This is a genomic window from Halorubrum vacuolatum, from assembly GCF_900188065.1.
GTDB lineage: Archaea > Halobacteriota > Halobacteria > Halobacteriales > Haloferacaceae > Halorubrum > Halorubrum vacuolatum.
In genome coordinates this window covers 1-25132 of the sequence record NZ_FZNQ01000018.1, presented here as the reverse complement: position 1 = coordinate 25132, position 25132 = coordinate 1, and the positions used below count along the sequence as shown (strand labels likewise).

23 protein-coding genes are annotated in these 25132 nt (G+C 62.9%); 9 read left to right on the top strand and 14 right to left on the bottom strand.

Annotation, left to right across the window (positions count from 1 at the left end; genetic code table 11):
* Position 1 precedes the first annotated feature (1 nt).
* On the top strand, positions 2–1303 hold the full coding sequence (locus CHB65_RS13480) for an O-acetylhomoserine aminocarboxypropyltransferase/cysteine synthase family protein (RefSeq protein ID WP_089385579.1): 1302 nt from the start codon (positions 2–4) through the stop codon (positions 1301–1303).
* A gap of 145 nt (positions 1304–1448) precedes the next feature.
* On the opposite strand, the gene CHB65_RS13475 is transcribed toward CHB65_RS13480, so the two are convergent.
* The 4 genes from CHB65_RS13475 to CHB65_RS13460 form a co-directional block, all read right to left on the bottom strand.
* Positions 1449–2081, bottom strand: a complete 633-nt coding sequence (locus tag CHB65_RS13475; protein WP_089385578.1) for an IMPACT family protein — start codon at positions 2079–2081, stop codon at positions 1449–1451.
* Entirely contained in the window at positions 2078–2659 is a 582-nt protein-coding gene (locus tag CHB65_RS13470) for a hypothetical protein (protein ID WP_321166755.1), read from the bottom strand. The genes CHB65_RS13475 and CHB65_RS13470 overlap by 4 nt, the downstream gene beginning before the upstream one ends.
* Positions 2660–2741: 82 nt before the next feature.
* Entirely contained in the window at positions 2742–3347 is a 606-nt protein-coding gene (pspAB, locus tag CHB65_RS13465) for a PspA-associated protein PspAB (RefSeq protein ID WP_089385577.1), read from the bottom strand.
* A 153-nt stretch (positions 3348–3500) separates the two neighbouring features.
* Entirely contained in the window at positions 3501–4409 is a 909-nt protein-coding gene (locus CHB65_RS13460; RefSeq protein WP_089385576.1) for an MBL fold metallo-hydrolase, read from the bottom strand.
* 51 nt (positions 4410–4460) lie between these two features.
* Here CHB65_RS13460 and CHB65_RS13455 point away from each other — a divergent pair, with 51 nt between their 5' ends.
* Both CHB65_RS13455 and CHB65_RS13450 read left to right on the top strand, forming a co-directional pair.
* Positions 4461–5369 carry an NAD(P)H-binding protein gene (locus CHB65_RS13455; RefSeq protein WP_089385575.1) on the top strand — a complete coding sequence of 303 codons (909 nt, stop codon included), beginning with the start codon at positions 4461–4463 and terminating at the stop codon, positions 5367–5369.
* Positions 5366–6088, top strand: coding sequence for a DUF7530 family protein (locus CHB65_RS13450; protein WP_089385574.1), 723 nt, complete (start codon positions 5366–5368; stop codon positions 6086–6088). The genes CHB65_RS13455 and CHB65_RS13450 overlap by 4 nt, the downstream gene beginning before the upstream one ends.
* A gap of 270 nt (positions 6089–6358) precedes the next feature.
* Here CHB65_RS13450 and CHB65_RS13445 read toward each other — a convergent pair whose 3' ends face one another.
* Positions 6359–7036 (bottom strand): class I SAM-dependent methyltransferase, encoded by a 678-nt coding sequence (locus CHB65_RS13445; protein WP_089385573.1) that lies wholly within the window; start codon positions 7034–7036, stop codon positions 6359–6361.
* Positions 7037–7166: 130 nt separating this feature from the next.
* On the opposite strand from CHB65_RS13445, the gene CHB65_RS13440 reads away from it, so the two are divergent.
* Positions 7167–7754, top strand: coding sequence for a DUF7090 family protein (locus CHB65_RS13440; protein WP_089385572.1), 588 nt, complete (start codon positions 7167–7169; stop codon positions 7752–7754).
* A 72-nt stretch (positions 7755–7826) separates the two neighbouring features.
* On the opposite strand, the gene CHB65_RS13435 is transcribed toward CHB65_RS13440, so the two are convergent.
* Both CHB65_RS13435 and CHB65_RS18075 read right to left on the bottom strand, forming a co-directional pair.
* Positions 7827–8696, bottom strand: coding sequence for a DUF7089 family protein (locus tag CHB65_RS13435; protein WP_089385571.1), 870 nt, complete (start codon positions 8694–8696; stop codon positions 7827–7829).
* Positions 8696–8785 (bottom strand): hypothetical protein, encoded by a 90-nt coding sequence (locus CHB65_RS18075; RefSeq protein WP_449404576.1) that lies wholly within the window; start codon positions 8783–8785, stop codon positions 8696–8698. The genes CHB65_RS13435 and CHB65_RS18075 overlap by 1 nt, the downstream gene beginning before the upstream one ends.
* A 181-nt stretch (positions 8786–8966) precedes the next feature.
* On the opposite strand from CHB65_RS18075, the gene CHB65_RS13430 reads away from it, so the two are divergent.
* On the top strand, positions 8967–9545 hold the full coding sequence (locus CHB65_RS13430) for a hypothetical protein (RefSeq protein ID WP_089385570.1): 579 nt from the start codon (positions 8967–8969) through the stop codon (positions 9543–9545).
* A gap of 211 nt (positions 9546–9756) precedes the next feature.
* Here the strand turns inward: CHB65_RS13430 and CHB65_RS13425 are convergent, their stop codons facing one another.
* The 4 genes from CHB65_RS13425 to CHB65_RS13410 form a co-directional block, all read right to left on the bottom strand.
* The gene (locus tag CHB65_RS13425) at positions 9757–10938 is read right to left on the bottom strand and encodes an aspartate kinase (RefSeq protein ID WP_089385569.1); all 1182 of its coding nucleotides are present in this window, start codon (positions 10936–10938) and stop codon (positions 9757–9759) included.
* A gap of 240 nt (positions 10939–11178) precedes the next feature.
* Positions 11179–12021: an OapC/ArvC family zinc-ribbon domain-containing protein gene (locus tag CHB65_RS13420; RefSeq protein WP_245809985.1), complete on the bottom strand. Its 843-nt coding sequence runs from the start codon at positions 12019–12021 to the stop codon at positions 11179–11181.
* Positions 12022–12086: 65 nt separating this feature from the next.
* Positions 12087–12482 (bottom strand): DUF2073 domain-containing protein, encoded by a 396-nt coding sequence (locus CHB65_RS13415; RefSeq protein WP_089385567.1) that lies wholly within the window; start codon positions 12480–12482, stop codon positions 12087–12089.
* Positions 12482–13123: an Era-like GTP-binding protein gene (locus CHB65_RS13410; RefSeq protein ID WP_089385566.1), complete on the bottom strand. Its 642-nt coding sequence runs from the start codon at positions 13121–13123 to the stop codon at positions 12482–12484. The genes CHB65_RS13415 and CHB65_RS13410 overlap by 1 nt, the downstream gene beginning before the upstream one ends.
* Positions 13124–14828: 1705 nt before the next feature.
* Between CHB65_RS13410 and CHB65_RS13405 the strand changes: the two genes are divergently transcribed.
* A complete protein-coding gene (locus CHB65_RS13405) occupies positions 14829–16436 on the top strand; it encodes an orc1/cdc6 family replication initiation protein (protein ID WP_321166754.1) in 1608 nt (535 codons plus the stop codon).
* A gap of 141 nt (positions 16437–16577) precedes the next feature.
* Here CHB65_RS13405 and CHB65_RS17805 read toward each other — a convergent pair whose 3' ends face one another.
* Positions 16578–17681: a S26 family signal peptidase gene (locus CHB65_RS17805; RefSeq protein WP_245809983.1), complete on the bottom strand. Its 1104-nt coding sequence runs from the start codon at positions 17679–17681 to the stop codon at positions 16578–16580.
* A 117-nt stretch (positions 17682–17798) separates the two neighbouring features.
* Here CHB65_RS17805 and CHB65_RS13395 point away from each other — a divergent pair, with 117 nt between their 5' ends.
* Together CHB65_RS13395 and CHB65_RS13390 are read left to right on the top strand one after the other, a co-directional pair.
* Positions 17799–19565 (top strand): DNA-directed DNA polymerase II small subunit, encoded by a 1767-nt coding sequence (locus tag CHB65_RS13395; RefSeq protein WP_089385565.1) that lies wholly within the window; start codon positions 17799–17801, stop codon positions 19563–19565.
* 159 nt (positions 19566–19724) lie between these two features.
* On the top strand, positions 19725–22352 hold the full coding sequence (locus CHB65_RS13390; RefSeq protein ID WP_089385564.1) for a valine--tRNA ligase: 2628 nt from the start codon (positions 19725–19727) through the stop codon (positions 22350–22352).
* A 29-nt stretch (positions 22353–22381) separates the two neighbouring features.
* Here the strand turns inward: CHB65_RS13390 and CHB65_RS13385 are convergent, their stop codons facing one another.
* Positions 22382–23437: a quinone-dependent dihydroorotate dehydrogenase gene (locus CHB65_RS13385; protein ID WP_089385563.1), complete on the bottom strand. Its 1056-nt coding sequence runs from the start codon at positions 23435–23437 to the stop codon at positions 22382–22384.
* A gap of 212 nt (positions 23438–23649) precedes the next feature.
* The gene (locus CHB65_RS13380; RefSeq protein ID WP_089385562.1) at positions 23650–23853 is read right to left on the bottom strand and encodes an AbrB/MazE/SpoVT family DNA-binding domain-containing protein; all 204 of its coding nucleotides are present in this window, start codon (positions 23851–23853) and stop codon (positions 23650–23652) included.
* A gap of 405 nt (positions 23854–24258) precedes the next feature.
* Between CHB65_RS13380 and CHB65_RS13375 the strand changes: the two genes are divergently transcribed.
* Complete coding sequence (locus CHB65_RS13375) at positions 24259–24588, top strand: non-histone chromosomal MC1 family protein (protein ID WP_089385561.1); 330 nt, start codon at positions 24259–24261, stop codon at positions 24586–24588.
* The last annotated feature ends 544 nt before the right edge of the window (positions 24589–25132 follow it).

Here is a 25132-nt window from a genome sequence, read left to right as displayed (position 1 = left end):
CATGAGCGAAGACGACGACACCCCTCACCGGTTCCGTACCCGTAGCGTTCACGCGGGCGCCACCCCCGACCCGACGACCGGCGCCCGGGCGACGCCGATCTACCAGACGACCTCCTACGTGTTCGACGACGCCGATCACGCCGCGCGGCTGTTCGGCTTGGAGGAGGCCGGAAACGTCTACTCGCGGATCATGAACCCGACGAACGCCGTTCTGGAGGAGCGGCTCGCCTCGCTCGAGGGCGGCGTCGGCGCCGTCGCCACCTCCTCGGGGATGGCCGCGCTCGACCTGGCGACGTTCATCCTCGCGTCCGCCGGCGACAACATCGTCACCTCCTCGGCGCTCTACGGCGGCACCTACACGTATCTTACCCACTCCGTCGAGCGGCGTGGCATCACCACCCGGTTCGTCGACCCGCTCGATTACGACGGGTACGAGGAGGCGATCGACGAGGACACCGCGTACGTCCACCTCGAAACGATCGGCAATCCGGCGCTCGTCACGCCCGACATCGAGCGGATCGCGAACATCGCACACGACCATGGCGTCCCGCTGTTCGTCGACAATACGTTCGCGACGCCGTACCTCTGTCGGCCGCTCGAACACGGCGCGGACCTCGTCTGGGAGTCGACGACGAAGTGGCTCACGGGTAACGGCACCACCATCGGCGGCGTGCTCGTCGACGGGGGCTCCTTCCCGTGGGCCGAGTATCCCGAGAAGTTCCCGGAGGTCGCCACAGAGAATCCCGCCTACCACGGGATCAACTTCGCGGAGGCGTTCGGCGACGCCGCGTTCACCTTCGCGGCGGTCACCCGCGGGCTTCGTGATCTGGGCAATCAACAGGCACCCTTCGACGCGTGGAACACCCTCCAACAGGTCGGGTCGCTCCCGCTGCGGATGGAGCGCCACTGTGAGAACGCGCTCGTCGTCGCCGAGTACCTCGAATCACACGACGACGTCGCCTGGGTGAACTACCCCGGTCTCGAAAGTCACGAGACGCACGAGGAGGCGACCGAGTACCTCGACGGCGGCTACGGCGGCATGATCACCTTCGGATTGGAGGCCGGCTTCGAGGCCGCGAAGGCGACCGTCGAAAACACCGAACTCGCCTCGCTTCTCGCCAACGTCGGTGACGCGAAGACGCTCGTCATCCACCCCGCCTCCACGACCCACCAGCAGCTCACCGAGGAAGAACGGGAGGCCGCCGGCGCCACGGGCGATCTGGTCCGGATCTCCGTCGGCATCGAGGATCCCGCCGACATCGTTGCCGACTTGGAGGCTGCCATCGAGGCAGCGACCGAATAAGCGATCGGTCGCCGGTTTATAATTGGACGGCCGATGGATGATAGTCGATCGGTCGGTGTGGCAACACGGTGTGTCGATCGAACGGTGTGCCGGGAAGCGGTTCATCCACGAATGCCGTCCCGGAAGTCGGCGGCGAGACGACGGGTCACCGTTCGATCTCGACGCGTCCGCTCGTCGCGCTGTTGAGCCGGTCGATCACCTCCTCGACCTCCACGAGGGGGACCCGCAGGTCGAATTGGACCCGTTCGTCGTAGGTCGCCTCGAACTCCACGCCGGCGGACTCGATCACGCTCCGAACCGTGCCGGAGTCGTCGTACTCGACGGTCACGCCGAGGCGACGATGCGGTCGCTCCTCGACGACGCCGGCCGCATCGAGCGCGTCCTTCACGGCCCGCGAATACGCGCTAACGAGCCCGCCGACCCCCAGGTTCGTCCCGCCATAATACCGGGTGACCACGACCGCGACGTTTCGCACGTCCCGTCCGGTGAGGACGTTAAGTGCGGGTTTCCCGGCCGACCCGCTGGGCTCGCCGTCATCGGAACTGTACTCACGCAACATCACGTCGTCCCCGGGCGTTCGGTCGGACGGCTCGCCGGCCGGAACCCGATAGGCGGGGACGTTGTGGGTCGCATCGGCGTAGGTCTCACGTACCGACTCGATGAACGCCTCGGCCTCCGCGATCCCGTCGGCGGGCGTGACGTGACCGAGGAACTCCGAGCCCCGTACCTCGAAGGTCGCCGTCGCCCGTTCCGCCACCGTTCGATACATGTCGCTCACGGTTTCGATCCCCCATCCCGGCTTCCCTTCCCGTTCCGATCCGCGCCGTCATCCCCATCCCGGTTCTCGCCGTCTTCGGGTTCAGCTTCATGTGCATCACCGTTCGAATTCGCCTTCCGTGCCTCCTTCACCGGGTCCGGCATGAAGACGGTTTCACCGCGCTGTTTCCGTCGCTCGATGACGACGGCGGTCGGCGGCGAGAGCTTATAAAGCGCGGCGAACGCGACGATCCCGACGACCTCAGCGATCTTCGCGACGATCGCGAGCGGGTCCGTCGCCAACACCGCCGGGGTGCTCGCTCCGTACCAACCGAGATAGCCGACGAGGAGGGTTCCGAGCGTCCCGGCGCCGAGCGCGTAGATCCGACGGTACTCGTCGGCTTTCAACGTCGCGGCCGCGATCAGAACGACGAACAGCCCGACAAGCACGAAGACGTACGGTCGCGGGTCCGACGCACCGAGCCGCGGCCACGCCCACAGGAGATGGACCGCCCCGGTCAACACGGCCGCCTGTGCGGCGACCGCCCGGAGCAGCCGCTTTTTCGGGGCGTTCCGTCCGGTCTCCTCGGTCAGTGCCACGTGTCGTCCCCCGTGCTTCGTGGATGGCTGTCGTCCCCCGTGCTTCGTGGATGGCTGTCGTCCCCCATGCTCCGTCGATGACTCACTCCCACGGGTGCTTCCCGGGTCCGTCGGGCCACAACGGGTACCAGTAGGACTCGTCCGACTCGATCCCGAGTTCACCGTCGAGGACGGCCTGCAGTTTGAACTCCACGCGCTGGTTTCGTTCGTGTCCACCGGCCGGCGCAAACGGGTAGTAGGCACCGCGACGGAACGAGTAGATCCAGTAGGCGGGGCCGTCGGCGTCCTCGAACCCGAAGACGGCCGCGAGCAGCCGCGAGCCGAACCCCTCCTCGATGAACTGGTCGGCCGCGAAGTGGATGCTCGTCACGAGGTCCTCGGGGTCGTCATCCTCCAGAACGAACCACTGGTAGCCGTGGTCGTCCTCATAGCGATGGAAGCCGGTCCCGGTCTCGATCTCGCCGGCCTCCAGGATCGCCTCGACCGTCTCGACCGCCTCGTCGAATCGCGTGCTGTCCACCCCGGAAAAACAGAGCGCGGCCTCCCCGCAGTGGTCGTATCCGAGGTCGGCCTGCATGGTCATGTATGCAGTTGACATCCCGAACAGGTCCTCCGGATCGGCATCGCGGGTGGCGTCGGCCTCCGCGTTCGTCCCGAGCACTGCCCGGATCGTCTCGAAGATACCCATCTGTTGTGCCACACTACGTCGTCGGGGGTTTAGGAGGTTTCCGGCTCCACCGCGCCGGCGTCGGTCCGGACAGCGAACGTCAGTCCGGAGAGCGAACGTCAGTCCGTGTGGCGCGGTCAGTCCGGAGAGCGAACGTCAGTCCGTGTGGCACCATTAGTCCTCGTGCGAGTCCAAGAACGTCAACGCGCCACGGGTATTGAGGCTCGCCTCGGCCCGCGCGCGCTCCGGATTCCAGTAGTCGACGTCGGCGCTCGCCTCCTCGAAGTGATCCACGACCGCCGTGTCGTCCTCGAGTTCGGCCCGCTTCGCCCGCACCGCCTCGATCCACTCGACGTACGCCCGCTTGGCCGACTCGATGAGAGCACGGTCATACGAGCGGGGGCCGAAATGACCGAAACAGAGCGTGTCGGGGTCGAGGTCGGCGACCAGCTCCATATCGGCGAGACAGCGATCGAGGTCGAACTGCGGCGGCGGCGACGTCACCCGTACCTCGTCGACGCTCGGCACGTAGATCCCGGTCGCATCGGCGGTGAAGACGACGTCGTCGTCTGGGACGTGAAAGACCGTGTGATGCGGGGCGTGGCCGGGCGCTTCGTGGACGACCAGCTCGCGGTCACCGAGGTCGATCCGATCGCCGTCGGCGAGCCCATCGATCCGTCCCTCAGGGATCGGTTCGGGCGTCGCGTAGTAGGCCCACTGCTCCTCGACGGCCGCCTTCGTGCCGGCGACGAGCGCGTCCGGATCGACGAGGTGTCTGACCCCATACTCGTGGACCCGGACGGTCGCGTGCGGATAGCGGTCCGCGAGATGCCCGGCCCCGCCCGCGTGGTCGAGGTGGGCGTGGGTCGGAAGGATCCACGCGAGATCGGACCGCTCGATCCCGAGGGAATCGAGCGTGTCGACGAGCGCGTCGACGTTCGCGCCGGTTCCGGTGTCGATCACGGCTGGATTCGGGGTATCGTAGACGTACACCGATCCGTATCCGGCGGTGTCGAACATACCGGTGTCGTGAACGTAGAGATCCGCGACGCCGCGGACTGCCTCGAACTCGTGGGGGTTCATATCCGGGTGCTCGTGGTCGCTACTTATGCCTCTGGCGAACGTCGGGTCTCCATGCGCGTTCTCGTTACCGGCGCGACCGGCTTCGTCGGGAGCCTGCTCGTCCCGGCGCTCCGTGCCCGCGGCCACGACGTGGTCGCGTTGGTTCGTGACGCCAGCAGCTACGATGGCCCCGATGGCGTCCACGTCGTCGAGGGCGACCTCCTCGATCCGGCCTCGCTTCCGCCCGCGTTCACGGTCGACGGGGAGCCGGTCGAGGCGGCCTACTATCTCGTTCACTCGATGGACGGCGGCCCGGGATACGAGGAGCGGGATCGGCGATGTGCGGAGCATTTCGCCGAAGCGGCCGCCGCGGCCGGAACCGCTCGGGTCGTCTATCTCGGCGGGCTGGGGGAGGATCGCGATGAACTCTCCGAGCATCTCCGCTCGCGTCGGGAGATCGAGCGGATCCTGACGGCGGGCAGCTACGACCTCACGACGCTTCGGGCGGCGATCATCATCGGTGCGGGCAGCGCGAGCTTCGAGGTGATCCGCGGGCTCGCCGACCGACTTCCGATCATGGTCACGCCGAAGTGGGTCGACACGCTCTGTCAACCGATCGCGATCGGAGACGTGGTGAACTACCTCGCCGGGGTCCTTGACGCGCCCGAGACGGCGGGGAACACCTACGAGATCGGCGGCCCGGACGTGTTGACCTACGCGGAGATCCTCCGTCGCACCCGGAGCCAACTCGGTCACGGCCTTCGGATCGTTCGGGTTCCGGTGTTGAGCCCCGGCCTCTCCGCGATGTGGCTACGGCTCGTCACCGACGTCGATCCCTATCTCGCCGGTGCGCTCGTCGAGGGGCTCCGAAACACCGTCATCGTCAGGGACGACGCCATCACCTCGATCGTCGATATCGATCGCACCCCCTTCGATCTGGCGGTCAAGCGGGCGCTCGCCGAGGAGGGGTCCGAGGAATGAGCGACGGAGGGGTCGATCATCCGGGCCGGGGGAGGCCCACGGAGTTCGGACAGACCTGGGTGTACGAGAGCCTCGTCGGGGGGATCCCTGGACTCGACATCTCCCGAACCGCGGCGGTCGCGATCCAGATCGCGATCTTTCAGACTGGGGTGCTCGTGCTCGGCGTCTACTACGGGCTCACGAACGCGATCCTCGCGGGCACGGTTGCGGTCCTCGTCGCGGCGGCGGGGAGCGTCGAGATGCATCGCCTCGGCGAGGGGAATCGTCGGCTCTCGACCCCGCCGGCGCACAAACGGCTCCTGTTCGGGTCGAGCATCGAGATCGTGTTGGGGGTGCTCGCGTTCATCGCGCTCGTCACGTACCTGTTCGTGTGGGACGGGACGCTCCTCGACCGACTCTTCGGCGTCGATCCGCCGATCGCGGTCGTCTATCTCTCGTTGCTCGTCCTCTGGGACCTCTGTTACCGGATCGGCACGTCGTGGTGGAGCGCGGTGGTCGCGCTGTGGCGGGCGGTCCACGTCGACCTCTCGCCGGCCGATGCCGCGAGTGCGCGGCGGATCGACGCCGAGAACATCGGCTTCTCGGTCCTGCAACTGGTGCTCGTCCCGTTCCTCCTCAACGACCTCCTGCTGCTCGGTGCGGTCGTCGGCCACGTGCTCGCGGTCGCGCTCGTCTGCTCGGCGGCGATCCTGCTCACCGGCCGCCATCTCGACGGCTGATGCGCGGGTGGACGGCTGCACGACCGAAACTCCACGACCAAGACCGCGACCGAACCTACCAAGCGAAATGATCCGCGTAAAAGTAGTCGGCGCGCGCCGCCGAGCGCCTAGGGGGCGCGAGGCGAGCGCGCGAGGGAGCCCACGGCTGGCGGGACCGCCAGCCGTGGCGAGGCTGGGGAGGTGTGAGGCGACACACGGCCGACGTTGGAGGGCGTCATCCGCAACCGCATTGATAAACCGAACGCCGACGCGTCGATCGGATCCCAAACGCTACGGCGCGACGCCGACCGTAAGCAGCGTTCCCCACGTGCGATACCGGTCAACCATCGCCTCGCGGCTCTCCCAGTCGTCGGTCGGGAACGCCTCCGCAGGCGGGATCTCGATCTCGCGGTCGGGAACCGTGTCCTGTTCGGCGACGTACAGCCCGGCGTCACGGAACGCCTCGCGATACGTCGGGCGGTCCCAGAGCGTCATCTCAACGGAGATGTTTTCCTGCCACGCATGGGTCGACTCGCTCTCGGCGAAGTAGTTCACCGCACAATAAAAGGTCCCCCCAGGTCGCAGGATCCGGCGGACCTCCCGAAGCGTGTTGTGTGGGTCGGCCGCGTAGTAGAACGCTTCCATGCTGAAGACGTGATCGACGGAGTTCTCGGCGAAGGGAAGCGAGTCGAAGTCGCCGACGAGAAACCCGATCGCCGGATCGTCCGTGTAGCGTCGCGCGTTTCGAGCCATCTCCGGCGCGCCGTCGAGCCCGTAGCCGCGGCCGATCCCCCGTTCGCGAAGCGCCCGAAGCGCATACCCCGATCCCGTGCCGAGGTCGACGACCGTCTCGCCCGCCTCGACCGGCATCCGAGCGAGAACGTGTTTCGCGGTGTGCCAGTGTCGATCCTCCATCCCACGGTCCTTCCCCGCCGTCGCCCACGCGTCGAACTCCTCGCGAACGCTCATGGGACGACACACGTGGAGGTGGGTGAAAACCGGATCGGGAGCGAAGTGGTGGTATTTTCATCCGCAATTAGGGGCGGTTCCGTTCGCGGATTCCCCGCAGCGTTAAGTCGATCCGGCCGGTCCCGCCTGTATGGACTACACGCTCGCCATCGAGAACGGACCGGAGACGATCCCCGGGGGCACCGGCCTCCTCCTCGTCCACCCAAGCATCGGCGAGACGGATCGGATCGACACCGACTTCCTGAAGACCGACACGGATGCGTTCCTCGTCGTCTCCACCCGCACGACCGCCCGGGAGGTCGAACAGAAGATCGAGTACTACGACGTCGACGAGACGAAGGCGACGATCCTTGACACCCTCTCCGTCGAGCGTGGCTACTCACGTCGGTCCGCCGATGACGTCTATTACGTCTCCGCGCCCGATGACCTCGACGGCGTCGTCGACCGTGTCGCGCGGTTTTTAGAGGAGAGCGAGGGGAAACGGCGGGTTTCCGTCGACTCGTTGACCGAGATGGCCTACTACGCCGACGACGATGCGGTATATAACGCCGCCTCGGAGATCCTCGAGCTGCTCAAAGAACACGACGCGGTCGGGATCTTTCATCTCTCCGAGGAGGTCCACGAGGTCGCAACCCTCGACCGGTTCAGCGACCTCTTCGACGGCGTCATCCACCTCGACGACGACGGGACCGTGAGCGTCGAAGTTCGTATGGAGTGACCTCGAAGGACTGACTTTGGCTTTGGATAAGTCGCCGAACCCAAGAGGACCTACGACTCGGCACAAGAGGACCTACGACTCGGCCATCGCCGCGAACGTCTTTTCCGCCCACTTCACCGCATAGGGTGCCCCTCGATCACGATACGCGGTCGTATCGAGCGCCGAAAAGGGTGCCGGCAGGTCAAGCCCGTGACGGATCGCCGAACACGCATACTCCGTCGCGCTCGCGAATCCCGTCTCACCCCGAGCGACTTCACCAGGAAGGTCATCGAGCCGTCCTTCGAGCCTCGTTCCCGCATCCATCCACGCCTCGAAGAGCCGCGGATGCTCGCCCTGCCATTCCGAGAACGTGTCCCGGGTGTGAAGCCCGACCCACGCATCGAAGAGCGCGTTCGCGATCTGAAACACCCCGTTCGGACCGACCCCGACCGACGTGGACGAAGACCCGCCGGGCGCCGGATCACGGATCGCCGCGTCGAGGTCCCGATATAACGGGCCGAAGAAGGGGAGGAACGACTCCGGCAGTCGATCGGATGGGATGCCATCGGCGACGAGCGGGGAGGGCGTCGGATCGACCCCGACCCGGACGAGACGGTCCGCGATCAGAAACGCGAGGAAATCCTCGGGCGTCCCCTCCGCGCGGCGTTTGACGAGAAGCGCGTCCGGAACCGTCTGAGTGGTCCGGACGACGGTGCCATCCCCCGGAAGCCCGATGGTAAAATCCGAACCACGGTATCGTCGGAGCAGGGTCGGGACCTCCTCGGGAAGCCAGTCGGCGGGATACGTCGCGGGAGCCAGCTTCTCGACGAAAAACCCGAGGTCCTCCGCGACTGCCGGCGGGAGCGTCTCGAAATCCGCCTCCACATCGAGCACCGGTGAATCCGGGGCGTGTGTCGACCGGATCCGTTCCAAGTCGTCATCCAGCGCTCGTGTGGAAAACATCAGCCGAAGACGTACGAGAGGATGATGAGTACTGAAAGAACCGTTGACACGCCGACCGTTCCGAGGACGATTTTGGTGGCCTTGCTCATATGAGCCGCTGTGTCCCCCGACCGCTTAAATCCATTCAGTCGAGGCCGACGTTGAATTCGACGTCGTAAAAGTCGGCATCACGCAGGACCGATCTTTGTTGTATTCCACGCTAATCCGCTCCGGTTTCGTCGCGTCGATTTCGTTCCGGATCATTAAGTGAGTTCGCCGAGAGCGGGAACCATGCAGATCCGTGATGCTCTCGAATCGGACGCGGAGGCGCTCGCATCGCTCGCCGACCGCCCGGTCGAGGCGACACGGGATATGATACACGAGCGATCCGTTCGTGTGGCAATCACTGGAGTCGATGAAGGGTGTCGGAACGACCCTGACGTGGATGGACATAACATGAATGATCCTCGATCGGAAACGGAGGATCACATGGAGGATCCTGGAATGGAAACGAAGGGTGAAAGATCCGATGCGGATGCGAGTAATTCCGATGCCCGCTCCGATGAGATTGTCGGGTTCGTCACGTTCGATGTCCGGACTGGAGTCGTGCATGTGACGGACTTCAATGGCACGCAGAAAGCGATGAAACGACTTCTCAAAAGTCCACAACGGTTCGCACAGAACGAAGGAATGGACGTCGAAACGGTTATTCAGAACGACGAACACAACCGCATCGACGTGATCGAATTCCTCGGGTTCGACTCGATCGGTGACGGGCCACGTTTTCAGGGTCGACCGACCACCCGGTTTCGACTCGAACTCAACGGGAAAACGTCCGATCCTAACGGGTCAAATTCATCCCACGACTGAGATCGTGGGCTTTCTCCTTGACCCCGTGTGACACTCACTGTCGTGGCTAGGGCTTACACAGTATTACTGACGACGCCGAATATGAAACTCGATACCGATACCGTGTTGGGATCTACATCGGTACTGCTTTGAGCTGCTTGAGGTCTATACCGGGCATCGTGTTGGGATGCAATAGGGCCCTTCCTCACTGCGATCCCGATATCCGCCTCGGTCAATCGAACTGGTCCTGAACGATCTCGAGTGCGCTCTCGCGGTCCTCCCAGTCGATGAAGACCGCGACGGACGTCGCGGACGTGATCAGATCGATGATGTTGATGCCGGCTTTCGCGAGCGGAGCGATCACTTCCTGAATGACGCCCGGCTGGTTCGGCAGCTCGCCGCCAGTCACGCGGATCACGGCGATGGGGTCGTCGACGGTAACCGACGAGAGCGTCTCGTCGGCGACGACTGCCTCGTGAAGCATGGCTTCAGCCGTCTCAGCCACGCTGACGTCGACGTAGAACGTCACCGAATCCATCCCGGAAGCGACGGCGTCGACGTTTATTTCCTCCCTTCGGAGGGCGTTTGCGAGCTCCGAGAGGATCCCAGGCCGGTTGCGGATCGCCCGGCCGGCGACGGTGAGACACGCCAGCGGCTCCTCACGCATGTCGATCAGGTTCTCGAACTGGCCCTCGATCCGGGTACCCCCTGTCAGCAGATCTCCATGTTGGTAGTGGACGACACGGACCCCGAGATCCTTGCTCTTGTATGAGAGTGCCGATGGGGCGACGACCTCCGCTCCGCGGAACGAGAGGTTTCGGAGCTCATCAACCGTGATCCGGCCGACGTTACGTGCCCCCTCGACGACCCGCGGATCGCCGGTCATCACACCTTCGACATCAGTCACGATCACGACCTCGTCAGCGGCCATGTAGTTGCCGAGCATGACCGCCGTCGTGTCCGATCCCCCGCGACCGAGCGTGGTGACGGTTCCCTCGTAATCCTCCGCGAGGAAGCCGGTGATGATCGGAACGGTTCCATCGAGCCGTGCGGCGATCGCCTCGGCACGCCGTCGGGTCTCCTCGATATCTACCTCCCCGAGTTCGTTCGTAATGACCGGCCAATCGGGATGACCGGGTTCGAGAAATATCGCGTCGACCCCGCGAGCCGAGAGCGCCGCTTTGAGCATCCGGACGCTCGTCCGCTCACCCATCGAGACGATCTCGGCCCGATCCACCTCATTCGTCTCGAAAGTAATGTCGTCAAGGAGCTCGTCGGTCGTCGACCCCATCGCGCTGGCGACGACCGCGATCTCGTGTCCCGCCGCGACTGCGTTCGCGACCGAGTCGGCCGCGCGGTTGATCCGATCCCCGCTTCCGAGGCTGGTTCCGCCGAACTTCGCGACTACGCGCATCGGAATCCTCCGGAGTTCGGATGAAGCCCTAAATTCGATTCGAAACAAAGGACGGTAACGCTACCATCGAAGGCAGCGCCGTCGCCAAGGTCAGTAGACATGCGCCCCCGTAACACAGGGAGCCGCATAACTGTGTCCTCTTCGAAAACAGCAATATATCTGATTTGTTTATACGCGGAAACGAATTTGTATGCGTAGAGATGGGTGATCTTTGTAGGATCTCACCCCGTCGATACCCTCTTACTCCCCGTCGATACCCCAAGCATCCGGCATTTCGATGACGTACCTGCCGTCCTCCTGCAGTGAAATGATATACTCCTGACGATCGTACAGCTCCATCAGGTTGAGTTCGTACTTACCGGGACTCACGATTCGGATGCTCTCGAACTGCTCGTTCAGTTCATCACGCAACTCCTCGATGTCCGGACGCTCCCCTGAATCGGCGTCGGGATCGTCGGTATCCTGGGTCGCAACCGGTTGGCTGGCACGATCGAGTTCATCCGGTGTGACCACGTCGGTTCGGGCGCTTGCCTGAGCTGTGTCCTCATGTTCCCTCCCCCCCACCTGCTCCGTATCGGTAGCTGAGTCGGTTGAGCGGTGGGTGGAAGGATCGGACTCCCGGGCAGTGGAATCGGACTCCCGGGCAGTGGAATCGGACTCCCGGACAGTGGGATCTGTCCCCTGAGCGGTGGGCTCCTCTCTTTGAGCATCGGAAGTTGCTTCCGGGGTGGATTCCGGTTCGCGGGCAGGGACATCTTCGGAAACGCCCTTGTTTCGGGTGGAACGTCCCGAGGCGGTCGAACGTGCTTCCGTGCGTTCAGCCGACTGTTGTGCCGTCGATCGGTTATCGGGCTGCTTCCGCTTCGGGATGTCTGACTCAGTCCCCCCCGCGTTCGGTTTCGTGGGCGTAGATTCCTGGGATACAGGTCCTGTGGACACGGATTCCGCTTGATCGTCCTGATCGCCCGATCTATCCGCGGGATCATCGGGTTCGGTTCGACCCGCGGGATCATCGGGTTCGGTTCGACCTCGAGGCTTGAACTGAAACTTGTTTCCTCCACAGTCGGGACAGCCCGAAAGCATCTCCTTGGAGCCATCGGGAAACGTCCGCCCACAGGAGGTACACTGATGTGGCATCGAGGTTGCTCCTACTTGTGTGAGACGAGCGTGCTGATGAGGTTCTCGTCTTTATGTAACGTCTCGATCCGGTTTGCCGGACCGATGACGGTGAGTTTCTTCGTCGTCTCGCGACCGATCAGTTTATCGATGAAACTCTGGCTGGTCGCCTCGGCTTTGGGATACGTCTCGATCTCGATGCCGGTGAAATCGTCCGGGCTGATCTCGGTCATCGTCACCTCGATGAGTTTGGACTCCTCCTCCGGTGAGAGCCCTTCCTCCAAGATAACGATATTCCCCTCCCGGACCCCATCGAGGATCAGCCGGATCTTCTCCATCCCGGTGAGTCCCTCCATTCGAGCCCCGCTTATCATATCGATACGAACGCCGTCACCCGGTCCATCGACATCTGGTTTTGCGCCCGGCATTATCCGAAGTACTCCGCGATTTTCGTGTACACTTCGTCCATATTCTCGCCCTCCAGTGCCGACAGGGGGATCGTCTCGTGCTGTGGGAACGCGTTGGCGATCTGCTTGACGTCCGATTCCGGGAGGTCCGTCTTGTTCGCGAGAATGAGGACGGGCAGGTTCTGTGATTCGATGATCCCGATGAGCATCGTGTTCACTTGAGTGAACGGGTCGGTCGTGGAATCGAGGACGTAGATCACCCCGTCGACGTCCTCACGAAGCCAGTGCATCGCCTCCGCGACGCCCTCGGTGGCTTCCCGGGATCGGCGGACCGCATCCTCCTTGTCGATGTCGTGTTCGAGGAACTCCTTGTAATCGACCTTGGTGGTAACTCCAGGCGTGTCGACGATGTCGATATTGACCTTACGACCGTTTCGCTCGATCGCGACGTTCTCCTTCCGCCGAGCCCGACGGGTCTCGTGTGGGATGTGACTCTCCGGCCCGACGGCGTCGCCCGTCCAGTCGCGTGCGATTCGATTCGCGAGGGTCGTCTTCCCGGCGTTCGGCGGCCCGTAGATCCCGATCCGTTTGGGCTCATCGGCGGCGAATAGTCCGTCCGTGACCCGTGAAATGCTGTCTCTAAGATTTGTAAGCAGTCCCATCCTGGCCTCCACTATATGTTGGTTCTCCCCGCGTGTGCGCGGGGGATTATATACGTTTCCACGCCCCTGTCACTTAAGAACTGCGTCAGACGTGTTATCACGGTTTCAAGCGAGAGAGATCGCCGAAGAGAGCCATCGTTAGAACGTCCATCGGGTGTTCCATCACGCTCATTGTCACGATGTTCCATCACGCTCATTGTCACGATCGTCGCGATTCGGCCAGGTCGAAACTGGAGTTGAGTCGCAGACCCATCAACATTACAATATTTTACTAGTTATTCTCCTGTGATTTTTGATTCACGGTAGTGGCCCCCACCCCTTTGTTTCGGGTGGAACCAGAACTATGTTGTCGGGGTTGGATGTTCGGAGCGGATCACTCGGCGGAGAATATTACCGGCTCGGAACAGCTTCCTGCTTAAAAACATACAATACCTCTATGCAATATACTGAACAAGAGGACCGAGGGTGCTGTTCAACTGGTGAGATGATAAAACCACCGGTATTAGAAACGCCTCCCCCCACCCCCTCCTCCGCGCCGCTCCACCCGAAACAAAGGGGTAGGGGGGTACCGAAATAAACGGGCCATCGAGGAAAGCTGGTTATCGAGAAGGTTGAAGAGCAGGTTATCGAGGGATATCGAGAAGATGTCGCTGCAACGACTACTTCGGGCAGCGTTCCTATTTTTTCGAGGAGAGGATCCCGCCGTTCACGGCGGGCGTGAATCCGACACCATCGACACAATCATGGTTCAACAACAATGCGGATATTTAATTGAAATCGTAACGTAGCATGACGTACACCGAGGCGATCGCCCGCCCCGCCAAATGCACAATATCGGGACTCCGAGGCCCAGAACGTTCGAGATACCCTCTCGAACCGCTGTGGTGTCTCGGTCGAGATACCTCCGAGTCCCCTGCCGGGATAGGAGTAACGGCGTGGCCCCGCCATCGGTCCGTCATGCCGACAGGTCGTAAACCAGCAACTATCCCAACCTAGCGGTGCGGTGCCGTGGGAAGCCTCGCCGTTTACGGCGAGGAGGAGGTCACGCACGACCGGCAGCGTGATAATCCTCGATTATTGCTGATGTGCCTCGGTTCCGTTGGTCGACTTCAGTTCCGTTGAGATGGCTCCCTCGATCACCGATGACTAGCTACGATAACGGTTCCTCCACCCGGATGACTACTCGTCGAATGATTCGTGGTGCTCTCCCTCTCGATACATCGTTGGTCCAGCTGTCGGCACACCGTTGTTTCAGTTAGAGAGAGGAACACTTTTGTGCCACCTCACCGTCTACTTCGAGTGCATCAATTGGACACATCTTTCCCCTCTCTTGGCGATATCTCGCCGCCTCATGGCTCATACGGGCCTCGATCGCGGGTTTAGATGTAGTTCCACTCGAAACAAAGGGGTCACAATGGACGAACACACAACGTCGTCGGACGATACGTCCGAAACCGACGGAGACGAACCTCACACACCCCGCGAGGATCCACTCGGCGGATCCGATTCTACCGACATGACTGGCCCTACCGACATAACTGGCCCTACCGACATGACCCCATCTGAGACCCGTGCGGACGCTGCTGGAGGAGGGGGGTCCTCCATCTCATCGACCCCACCGAATAGTGGGGCATCCGGTGATTACGATCGGGACACCATCGATCCGGATCCGGTCGCGCGGCCGACGAAGACACACACATAAAGTATGGACCATTCGGAACCTACAGACGAGGGCGACGAACGACGGGCAGAGGGATCGAAGACACGACCGCCTCATGGGACTCCGGAAACGTCTGCGGATCCACACGACTCGGCGGATTCACACGACTCGGCGGATTCACACGACTCGGCGGATCCACACAGTAATGCACGCGATCGATCCTCCCCAGCAGTGGATCTCGAAGACGTCGTTTTGGAGGCGGAAAGTGACACCCAGGGGCTCTTCGATGACTTGCTTTCCGGCGAGCCGATCTTCGAAAACAAGGAGGTACTTCGCCCCTCATATACCCCGCACGAACTTCCCCACCGCACCGATCAAATAAACCAGATGGCGACCATCCTGGTCTCCGCGCTCCGCGGTGAAACGCCCTCCAACATCCTGATATACGGAAAGACGGGGACCGGAAAGACGGCCTCGGCGAAGTTCGTCTCACAGGAGCTCGAATCGACCTCACAGAAATACGACGTTCCGTGCGAAGTCGAGTATATCAACTGCGAGGTCACCGACACGCAGTACCGGGTCCTCGCGCAACTCGCAAACAAGTTCATCGAGAAGAACGAGCGGGTGATCGCCGACCGACTCGACACCTACCGTGAGCTTCACTCGAACGCGCTTGAGGATCCCAACGTCCTCGATCGAACCGAGTTCTCCACCGCCGAGGCGGTCGCATCACGGATCGCCGAACTCGAGGCCGACGCCGAGGACATGGAGGAGGTACCGATGACCGGCTGGCCGACCGACCGCGTGTACTCGACTTTTTTCGATGCGGTGGATTATCACGAACGGGTCGTCGTGATCATGCTCGATGAGATCGACAAACTCGTCGAAAAAAGCGGCGACGACACCCTCTATAACCTCTCACGGATGAACTCCGAGTTGACCAACTCGCGGATCTCGATCATGGGGATCTCGAACGACCTCAAGTTCACCGACTTTCTCGATCCACGGGTGAAATCCAGTCTCGGCGAGGAGGAGATCGTCTTCCCGCCGTATGACGCGAACCAGCTCCGTGACATCCTCCAACATCGCGCTGACATCTCGTTTAAACCGGACGCGCTGACCGACGACGTGATCCCGCTCTGTGCCGCCTTCGCTGCACAGGAACACGGCGATGCGCGGCGCGCGCTCGACCTCCTCCGGACGGCAGGCGAACTCGCGGAACGGTCACAGGCGGAGACGGTGAGCGAGGAACACGTCCGGCAGGCACAGGACAAGATCGAACTCGACCGCGTCGTCGAGGTGGTCCGAACCCTTCCGACACAGAGCAAGATCGTCCTCTTCGCGGTCATCCTCCTCGAGAAGAACGGCGTACACAACATCAACACCGGGGAGGTGTTCAACATCTACAAACGCCTCTGTGAGGAGATCGATGCGGACGTACTCACCCAGCGACGGGTGACCGACCTCATCAGCGAACTCGACATGCTCGGGATCGTGAACGCGGTCGTCGTCTCGAAGGGACGATACGGCCGCACCAAGGAGATGGGGCTCTCGGTTCCCGTGGAGGAGACGGAGGCCGTGCTCCTCTCGGATTCTCGCCTCGGCGACATCGAGAACGCCCAGCCGTTCGTGCAGGCTCGGTTCGACAACTAATCCCGTCGATCGACCTTCTCGGTTCAATTCACCTACGCGAATTCAACGAAGAGTCAGGACGGTAATGCTCTCGATTGCGGGTCGAGATCGACCGTTTCGATGACTCCGTGATACTCGCCCGTGGCGTCACCTCCGTGATCCTCACCCGCCCCCGTTGACTGCACAGGTTTCTACGGCGTTCTGGTAAGCGCTCACGAAGCCGGCATCGGTTCGATCAGGTGCGGTCTGAGCGATCGGCGATGGACGTTCGAGGGCCGGATCGATGACGAGGCTGCCGGGGAGGAGGTCGCCGATCGCGACCTGGCCGGTCGCGATGAGTCGGATATAGCCGAGGTACGGCGCGCGAACCCTCGCGACGCCCGTTACCCACTCGGCTTTGACGGGCTCGGTTAGGCCGGTCACTTGGTCGTATCTGGCGTTGTTGTCCCCGAGCGTGATGTAGCCGTCGTGGGGTGCCGGACAGTTGCGAAGCTCCGAACAGTTGTCGGCTTGATGGAACTCCTCATCGGCCCGATCATACCAGTCTTCGTCCTCCTCGACGTGAAACATGGCCCGATGGATGATCGGCGATCCGACCCGATCGGGCGGTTGGAAGATGACCACGGAGCCATACGACCCGAGCGACCGATAATCGGCCTCTTGACCGACCTCATATGTGACGACCCCGACATCGTTGTCCGCGGCATCGGGTGCGAACCGTCCGGGTTCGGTCACGAAAACGAGGTCGCCGATCTCCAGGTTCGGCTCCATGCTTCCCGACTCCACGGCGACCATCGGTGGCCACACGCCGCTCAGCCCGAACAGTACCAGCCCGATGAGCAGCACGATGAGCGCGCTTGAGAGCATCTCGCGGAACCACATCAACGGCCCTTCAGCGTCATGCCGGAACCGTTCCCACAGGCGGCGCCGCTCGACGGGCATACGCTCGGAAGATTTCGGATCGTCGCTCCCGATCGTTTCTACCGAGTCACTACTCCCGGTGGGTTCCTCCCGACCGTCGTCCCCAGCGACCACGTCGGTTCGATCGGATACGTCCGTTCGTTCGGCCCGCTGGTCGGGTCCGGGTTTCGCCGTAGTGTCCTCATGTTTGTCGGGAGACGCAGTGTCCTCATGCTTGTCGGGAGACGCAGTGCCCTCATGCTTGTCGGGAGAAGCGGTCGACCGATCGGACCGTTCATCCGGATCGGTTCCGTCCGTCCCCTCGGCCGCCTCGTCATCCGCTGGCGACCGATCGGCAGGGTCCATTGCACCGGATTTGGCGGGTTCCGTTGATAAGTCTCCGGGTCGCGGTTTCACGGATCGTGGTCAGCTTCCCGGCCGGCGTCCGGAACGGCTTTGACGCCGGCTGACCTTCGCGGTACTGTGCCGCTGGAGTCAACCGTTCGGATCGTTCGCGAGCTGACCGAACGTGGATACAACGCGGAACGTGAGGCCGTCACGTTGCTCGCGAACGCCGAACAACCCGGAGACGCCATCGACGCCGTCGTGGAACACGCGCCGGATCACGCCCTTCGGATCACCGCAGATCACGTCCGATCGGTGATCGAAGGGCGATCCGAAGGGGGCGATCCATCCCCTTCTTTCGAATCCACTGTCGCCGATATCGACGATGTCGACGACGGACCCGCGGATCCCGGCGCTCGTACCGACTCCACCGATACGTCCTCTGTCCCCACCGATACGTCCTCTGTCCCCACCGACACCTCCTCCGTCTCCACCGACACCCCCTCCGTTTCAACTGGAGGTAAAGTACCCGACGACAGTGGGCAGACCGGCGGGGATGGATCGGGGGAAATTCCAGTCGAAACGAAGGGGTCGAAGCGGGAAAGTGAACAGGGGACCGAAAGCGAACAGGAGGCCGACTCCGTCGGTGACTCCCCCGATCGGTGTCGCTCCGAACATCGACGGGATCCATCGGCTCGGGAGCTCGAGATCGGCAACGACATGACCGGCCGGAGCACGGGCACCGGCGAGTACGACGACTTCGTTCGGACGTTCCGGGATCGATACGAGCGGCTCTCGAAGATCCTTCGGGGCCGTGTCAACCATCGACCGGCGACGGCGATCGCGGATATGCCGGGGGGGAGCGACGCCGCGATGATCGGATTAGTGAACGACGTCCGTTCGACGAAATCCGGCCATTGGCTCATCGAACTGGAGGACACGACCGGAACCTTCCCCGCGCTCGTGATGAAAAACAAGGGCCTCGCGGACGTCGTCGACGAGATCCTCACGGACGAGTGTATCGCGGTCGAGGGAACGCTCGCGGACGACGCGGGTATCCTCTTCGTCGATTCGCTTCACTTCCCGGACGTCCCACACAGCCGCCGGCCGACCCTCGCGGACCGCCACGTGCAGGCGGCGCTCATCTCCGACGTCCACGTCGGCAGCGACGAGTTCATGCTCGAGGCATGGAACCGCTTTACCGACTGGCTACACACGCCGGAGGCCGCGCCGGTCGAGTACCTGCTCATCGCGGGCGACATGGTCGAGGGCGTCGGGGTCTACCCGAACCAGGACGAGGAGCTCGAGATCGTCGACATCTACGATCAGTACGAGGCGTTCGCCGAGCACCTCAAGGACGTTCCGGGGGACACCGAGATCGTCATGATCCCCGGCAACCACGACGCCGTCAGGCTCGCGGAGCCACAGCCCGGCTTCAACGACGAACTCCGGTCGATCATGGACGTCCACGACGCCCGGATCGTCTCGAACCCGGCCACGGTCAGCCTCGAAGGGGTGGAGATCCTGATGTACCACGGCGTCTCCCTCGATGAGGTGATCGCCGAACTTCCAGCGGAGAAGGCGAGCTACGATGAACCCGAGAAGGCGATGTGCCAACTGCTCAAAAAGCGCCACGTCGCGCCGCAGTTCGGCGGTCGTACCCGGGTCGCGCCCGAGGAGCGCGACTACCTCGTCATCGAAAACGTCCCCGACGTCTTCCACGCCGGCCACGTCCACAAACTCGGCTGGCGGAAGTACCACAACGTTCTCGCGGTGAACTCCGGCTGCTGGCAGGCACAGACCGACTTCCAGAAATCCGTCAACATCGATCCCGACGCCGGGTTCGCGCCGATCCTCGACCTCGACACGCTCGAGATGACCGTCCGCCAGTTCTCCCGGGGGTAACGGGTCCGATCCATCGAACTGCCCTCGCGACCACTGCCCACTAACCGATCTCCACTTGAAATGAACGGGGTACCCGTTTGGAAACGTTGGGTATCACCGACCGGCTTCCCCACACAACCGAGGCCGTTAAGGGGGAACCGCCGGAAGCCGTATCCAATAATGCCCAGCGGAGAGTACGACCCCGACGCCGCAGAGCCGTACTGGCAGCGTCGCTGGGTCGACGAGGAGACCTACGCCTACCCCGACGAGCCAGTCGATCCGAACACCGCTTTCGCCATCGACACCCCGCCACCGACCGTCTCCGGCAGCCTCCACTGGGGACACGTCTACGGCTCCATCCTTCAGGACGTCGTCGCCAGGTTCCACCGAATGCACGACGGCGAGGTGTTCTACCCGTTCGGCTACGACGACAACGGGATCGCCTCCGAACGGCTCGCCGAGCGCGAACTCGACGTCCGCCATCAGGACTTCGAGCGCCGGGAGTTCCAGCGGATGTGCCGGGAGGTGTGTGAGGCGTACGAGGCGGAGTTCACCGAGAAGATGCAGGGAGTCGGCCTCTCCATCGACTGGAACAACACCTACCGGACGATCTCGCCGGAGGTCCAACGCGTCTCACAGCTCTCGTTCATCGACCTCTACGAACAGGGCCGTGAGTATCGCGAGGAGGCCCCCGCGATCTGGTGTCCGGAGTGTGAAACCGCCATCTCGCAGGTCGAAACCGAGGACGACGAGCAGGACTCACACTTCCACGACATCGAGTTCACGGTCGCAGAGACCGAGGAGCCGTTCATCATCTCGACCACCCGTCCCGAGTTGCTTCCGGCGTGTGTCGCCGTCTTCGTCCATCCGGACGACGAATCCAACGAGGATCTGGTCGGAAACCACGCGGAGATCCCGCTTTTCGGCCACCAGGTTCCCATCCTCGCCGACGAGCGTGTCGACATGGACACCGGCTCCGGCATCGTGATGTGTTGTACATTCGGGGACCAGAACGACATCGAGTGGTACCAGATCCACGACCTCGATCTTCGGGTCGCTATCGACGAGTCCGCACACATGACCGCGGTCGCCGACGAATACGAGGGACTGCACGCCGGCGAGGCACGCGAGGCCATCGTGGCGGACCTCGACGACGCGGACGCGCTCGCCGACCGACGGGCGATCTCACACGCCGTCAACGTCCACGAACGGTGCGGGACGAGCGTCGAGTTCCTCGTCACCGAACAGTGGTACGTCGAGGTGCTCGACAAGCGCGAGGAGTACCTGCAGGCCGGCCGCGAGATGGAGTGGTTCCCGGAGAAGATGTTCACACGATATAAACACTGGGTCGAGGGGCTCCAATGGGACTGGCTCATCTCCCGACAGCGGTCCTCTGGGATCCCCTTCCCGGTGTGGTACTGTGCGGACTGCGATCGCGAAATACTCGCCGAAAAGGAGGCCCTCCCGGTCGACCCGCTCTCGGATGACCCGCCCGTCGACGCGTGTCCGGATTGCGGAAGCGAGGAATTCGTCCCCGAGAACGACGTCTTCGACACGTGGGCGACGTCGTCGCTGACGCCGCTTATCAACGCCGGCTGGGATTGGGACGCCGCCGCCGAGGAGTTCACCATGGAACGGCCGGAGATCTATCCGATGGACGTCCGGCCACAGGGGCACGACATCATCTCCTTCTGGCTGTTCCACACGGTGATCAAGTGTTATGAACACACCGGGGAGGTCCCGTTCGACTCGACGATGATCAACGGGATGGTGCTCGATGAGAACCGCGAGAAGATGTCGAAATCGAAGGGGAACGTCGTCGAACCGGACGCAGTCATGGAGAAGTATCCCGTCGACGCCGCGCGATACTGGGCGGCCGGCTCCGCCATCGGCGACGACCTTCCGTATCAAGAGAAGGGGCTTCGTGCGGGCGAGAAGCTGATACGAAAGCTCTGGAACGCCTCGAAACTCGTCGAGTCGCTCGCACCCGATCCGTATCCGGAAGCGCCCGACTCCGACGAGCTGCAGGCGATCGATCGCTGGCTGCTCGCCGAACTCGATCACGAGATCGAACGGGTTACGGCCAGACTGGAAAACCGGGAGTTCTCGAAGGCTCGTGACGGGCTTCGGTCGTTCTTCTGGGGGACGTTCTGTGACGACTACCTCGAGATCGCCAAAGCGCGCGAGGACGACGCCGCCGCCTACACCCTGCGAACCGCCCACCGCCGGTTCCTCAAACTGTTCGCGCCGCTCCTCGCACACGTCACCGAGGAGCTTTGGCACGAGATGTACGCCGAGGGGGCCGACGGCGACGCAGCGGACTCGGTTCACCTGGCCGACTGGCCAACGCCCCTCGGGCTTGAAGCGGATCGGGCGGGCGGTGCGGCCGCAATCGCCGTCGTCGGTGCGCTTCGCCGATATAAAAGCGAACACCAACTCCCGCTCAACGCCGACCTCGATGCGGTCGAGGTGTACGCCGATGTCCGCGGGTTCGAAGCCGACATCACCGGGGTGATGCACGTCTCGGATCTGACGGTCCATCCGGACGCGGAGCCGCCGGTCGAAACCGTCGTCTCCGGGATCGATCTGGATTATGCGACCGTCGGCCCGAAATACGGGAACGAGGTCGGGACCATCGAGGGTGCGCTCGCGGAGGGCGCCTACGAGATCGACGGCGACGACCTGCACGTCGCGGACGTGACGCTGAGCGGCGAGGAGTTCACCGTCGAAAAGGAGCGTCGGTATCAGGGCGAGGGTGCGTTCCTCGAAGCCGACGACGTGGTCGTTATCGTCCGGAACGAGCCGTAGATCGGTTTCGGGCGGTTGCGGTTGATTAGTTATAAATCGGCCCCGACGGCGTCGGTCACCGAATCGAATCCGTCGCGGTCGAGCCGGTCGAGTATCCCCTCGTGGATGTCATGGACCAGTCCCGGTCCCTCGTAGACGAGTCCGGTGTACAGCTGGACCAGCGACGCGCCCGCACGGATCTTCTCGTAGGCCCCGTTGGCATCCGAAACGCCGCCGACGCCGATCACGGGCACGTCGGTTCGTTCGGCGACGAATCGGACGAGTTCCGTGGCGGTCTCCTCGATCGGATCCCCGGAGAGGCCCCCCCGCTCGGCACGCTCCGGGCTTTGCAGCGTGTCCGGGCGTGAAACGGTCGTGTTCGTTGCGATGACGCCGTCGAGGTCGAACTCGTCGATGACGCCCAGCGCGTCCTCGATGGCCGGCTTCGGCAGGTCCGGCGAGAGCTTGATAAGGAGCGGGCTTGCGCCGGCATCGACGAGCTCGTCGATGATCCGTTCGAGCGCGTCGCGGTTCTGGAGCTCCCGAAGCCCCGGCGTGTTCGGGCTCGACACGTTGACGACGAAGTAGTCGCCAGCATTGGCCACCCGTTCGTAGGTGTACCGATAGTCGGCGGGTGCCTCCGCGAGCGGCGTCGACTTCGATTTCCCGATGTTCACGCCGAGGGGGACCCCGGGATGGGGCTCCGATTCCAGTCGCCGGCCGATCCGGTCGGCTCCGTGGTTGTTGAAGCCCATGCGGTTGATGAGCGCGCGATCGTCACGGAGGCGAAAAAGCCGTGGTTTGGGGTTTCCCGGTTGGGCTTCCGCGGTAACGCCGCCGATCTCGACGTGGCTGAACCCGAGCGCCGCGAGCATTCGAGGGATCTCCGCGTTCTTATCGAACCCGGCGGCGACGCCCACCGGCCCCGGAAACGTCAGCCCGAACGCGTTCACCGCCAATCGGGGATCCGAAACGACGTAGCGGTTCCGGACCCGGTCCTCGATGGGGGTTCCCTGTGCGGCACGGAGCAGGCGGTGGGTCATGCCGTGGGCGGTCTCCGGCGGCAACGAGAACAGCGCCGGTTTTACCAGGTCGTAGACGGTCATCGTCGGGTCGACGCTCCGGATGTGTATCAATCCGGCGACGTGCGGTCCGTCCGCCTACCACGGAGTAGTCCGTCCGCCCACCCCGATGTCGTCCATTCCTCCACCCCGGAGTAGTGAACTACCCCTGCCTACTCGCCGCCGTTGGCGGCTCCTTGAGGGAGGGGGCTTAGCGCCTGCTATCAGCTAATTTCCGCCCCGGCCCGCGGACGTGTTTAAAAGTCGTGTTCCAGATCCTCGGGATCGGACTGGGCCTTCTGGATGATGATCTTCCCGTCACGGACCCGTACGAACACCTCGTCGCCGATCTCCATGCCGGCGACGGCGAGTTCGTCCTCGTGGAGGTTCACGTGGACGTTGTGATATTCGCCGTCCTCGTCTTTGGCGCCACTCGGGCTGAGCTTCTTCTTGCGGACCATCGCCGGTATCTGGGTCGAACTTGACCGCAGGAGGTACATAAGTGTTGTTTACCGGTTCCCATCGCTGATGTCGCGACCGACTCGATGGAACGGCGTGTGTCGTATCCGGGTGGATCTCGCTCGGTTTCGCCCGGTTCCGATCGGCTTTACCGAATGGGTTGGGGATCGATGTGCTCCAGAATACGCTCGACCGCTCCGTTTGGGGACGAGAAACCCCCCGCGCGCGGGCCGGATCGGCGAGCGTCAGCCGGTCGTTTTCGGGCGTGATCCACCGAACCGGTCGACGAAACCCGTGAAAACCGGACGCCCACTCCGGGGTAGTATATAAACGACCTCCCGGTTAGCTTTCATTTCTCCGATATATTTATAACGGATTATGTGTTGGATTGACATGGAGGCAAAACCATGGTACGTGAAGACGGTAAACGAAATTTCGCCCTCCGCGAGGAGGACGGGTCCGAACCGAGCGAGTTCTCCGGCAACATGCCCCGACAGGCCGCGTTGAAAGCCGCCCGGACGCTTGACCCGGCATCCTCGGAGGACGAGGCGGACCGGACGACGATCCGACTCCGTGAGAAGGGGACGAAGAAGGTTCACGAGTACGAGGCGTGGGCGTGGGAGGACGACGCGCCGGAGGTTGACGAGACCGACGACGACTTCTGGCTCAACGATCTCGACTCGATCACCAAGGCAAACGTCTCGAAACAGGGGATCGAGTACCTCGACGAGGAATAACCGCCGACCCGTCCGGAGGCGCCATCGATACACTCAGGGACGCGACCCGTCCTCGAACGCACTACCGTTCACGCTTTTTCACCCACGCGCTACGGCTGTGATCCACGAATATCGGAAGCTACCCACCCACGAGTTCCACGGTGGCCCCATGGAAGCGGATCGACCACGGTCCGTGAAACCCCGTGACGTGGCGGCGATGGTTCGACGGGATTAAGTACATCCCGGGATTCGATCCAAATGCGAGGTGCCTCCCACCGTGGGGGGCGACGCCCGGCCACCGGGGCCGGCGAAACCGTTCCGACGCCCTTAAGTGTATAACGGGGTTCGGAGGTAATGCGAAGAACGCATCCGCGAACTCGGGCCGTTCAACTCGGCCCGGTTTCGCCGAATCGGCCACGCCGATTCACCGACATGAGGGTCTCGCCCCCTGCGCTCCGGCGTAAGAGGAGATCTGATGTGAGCCTTGGTAGTTCGGTGTCATCCGGAACGCTGGATGCATCGGACACCATATAGACCATGCAATGGTGTTTTGACCCGAACGATC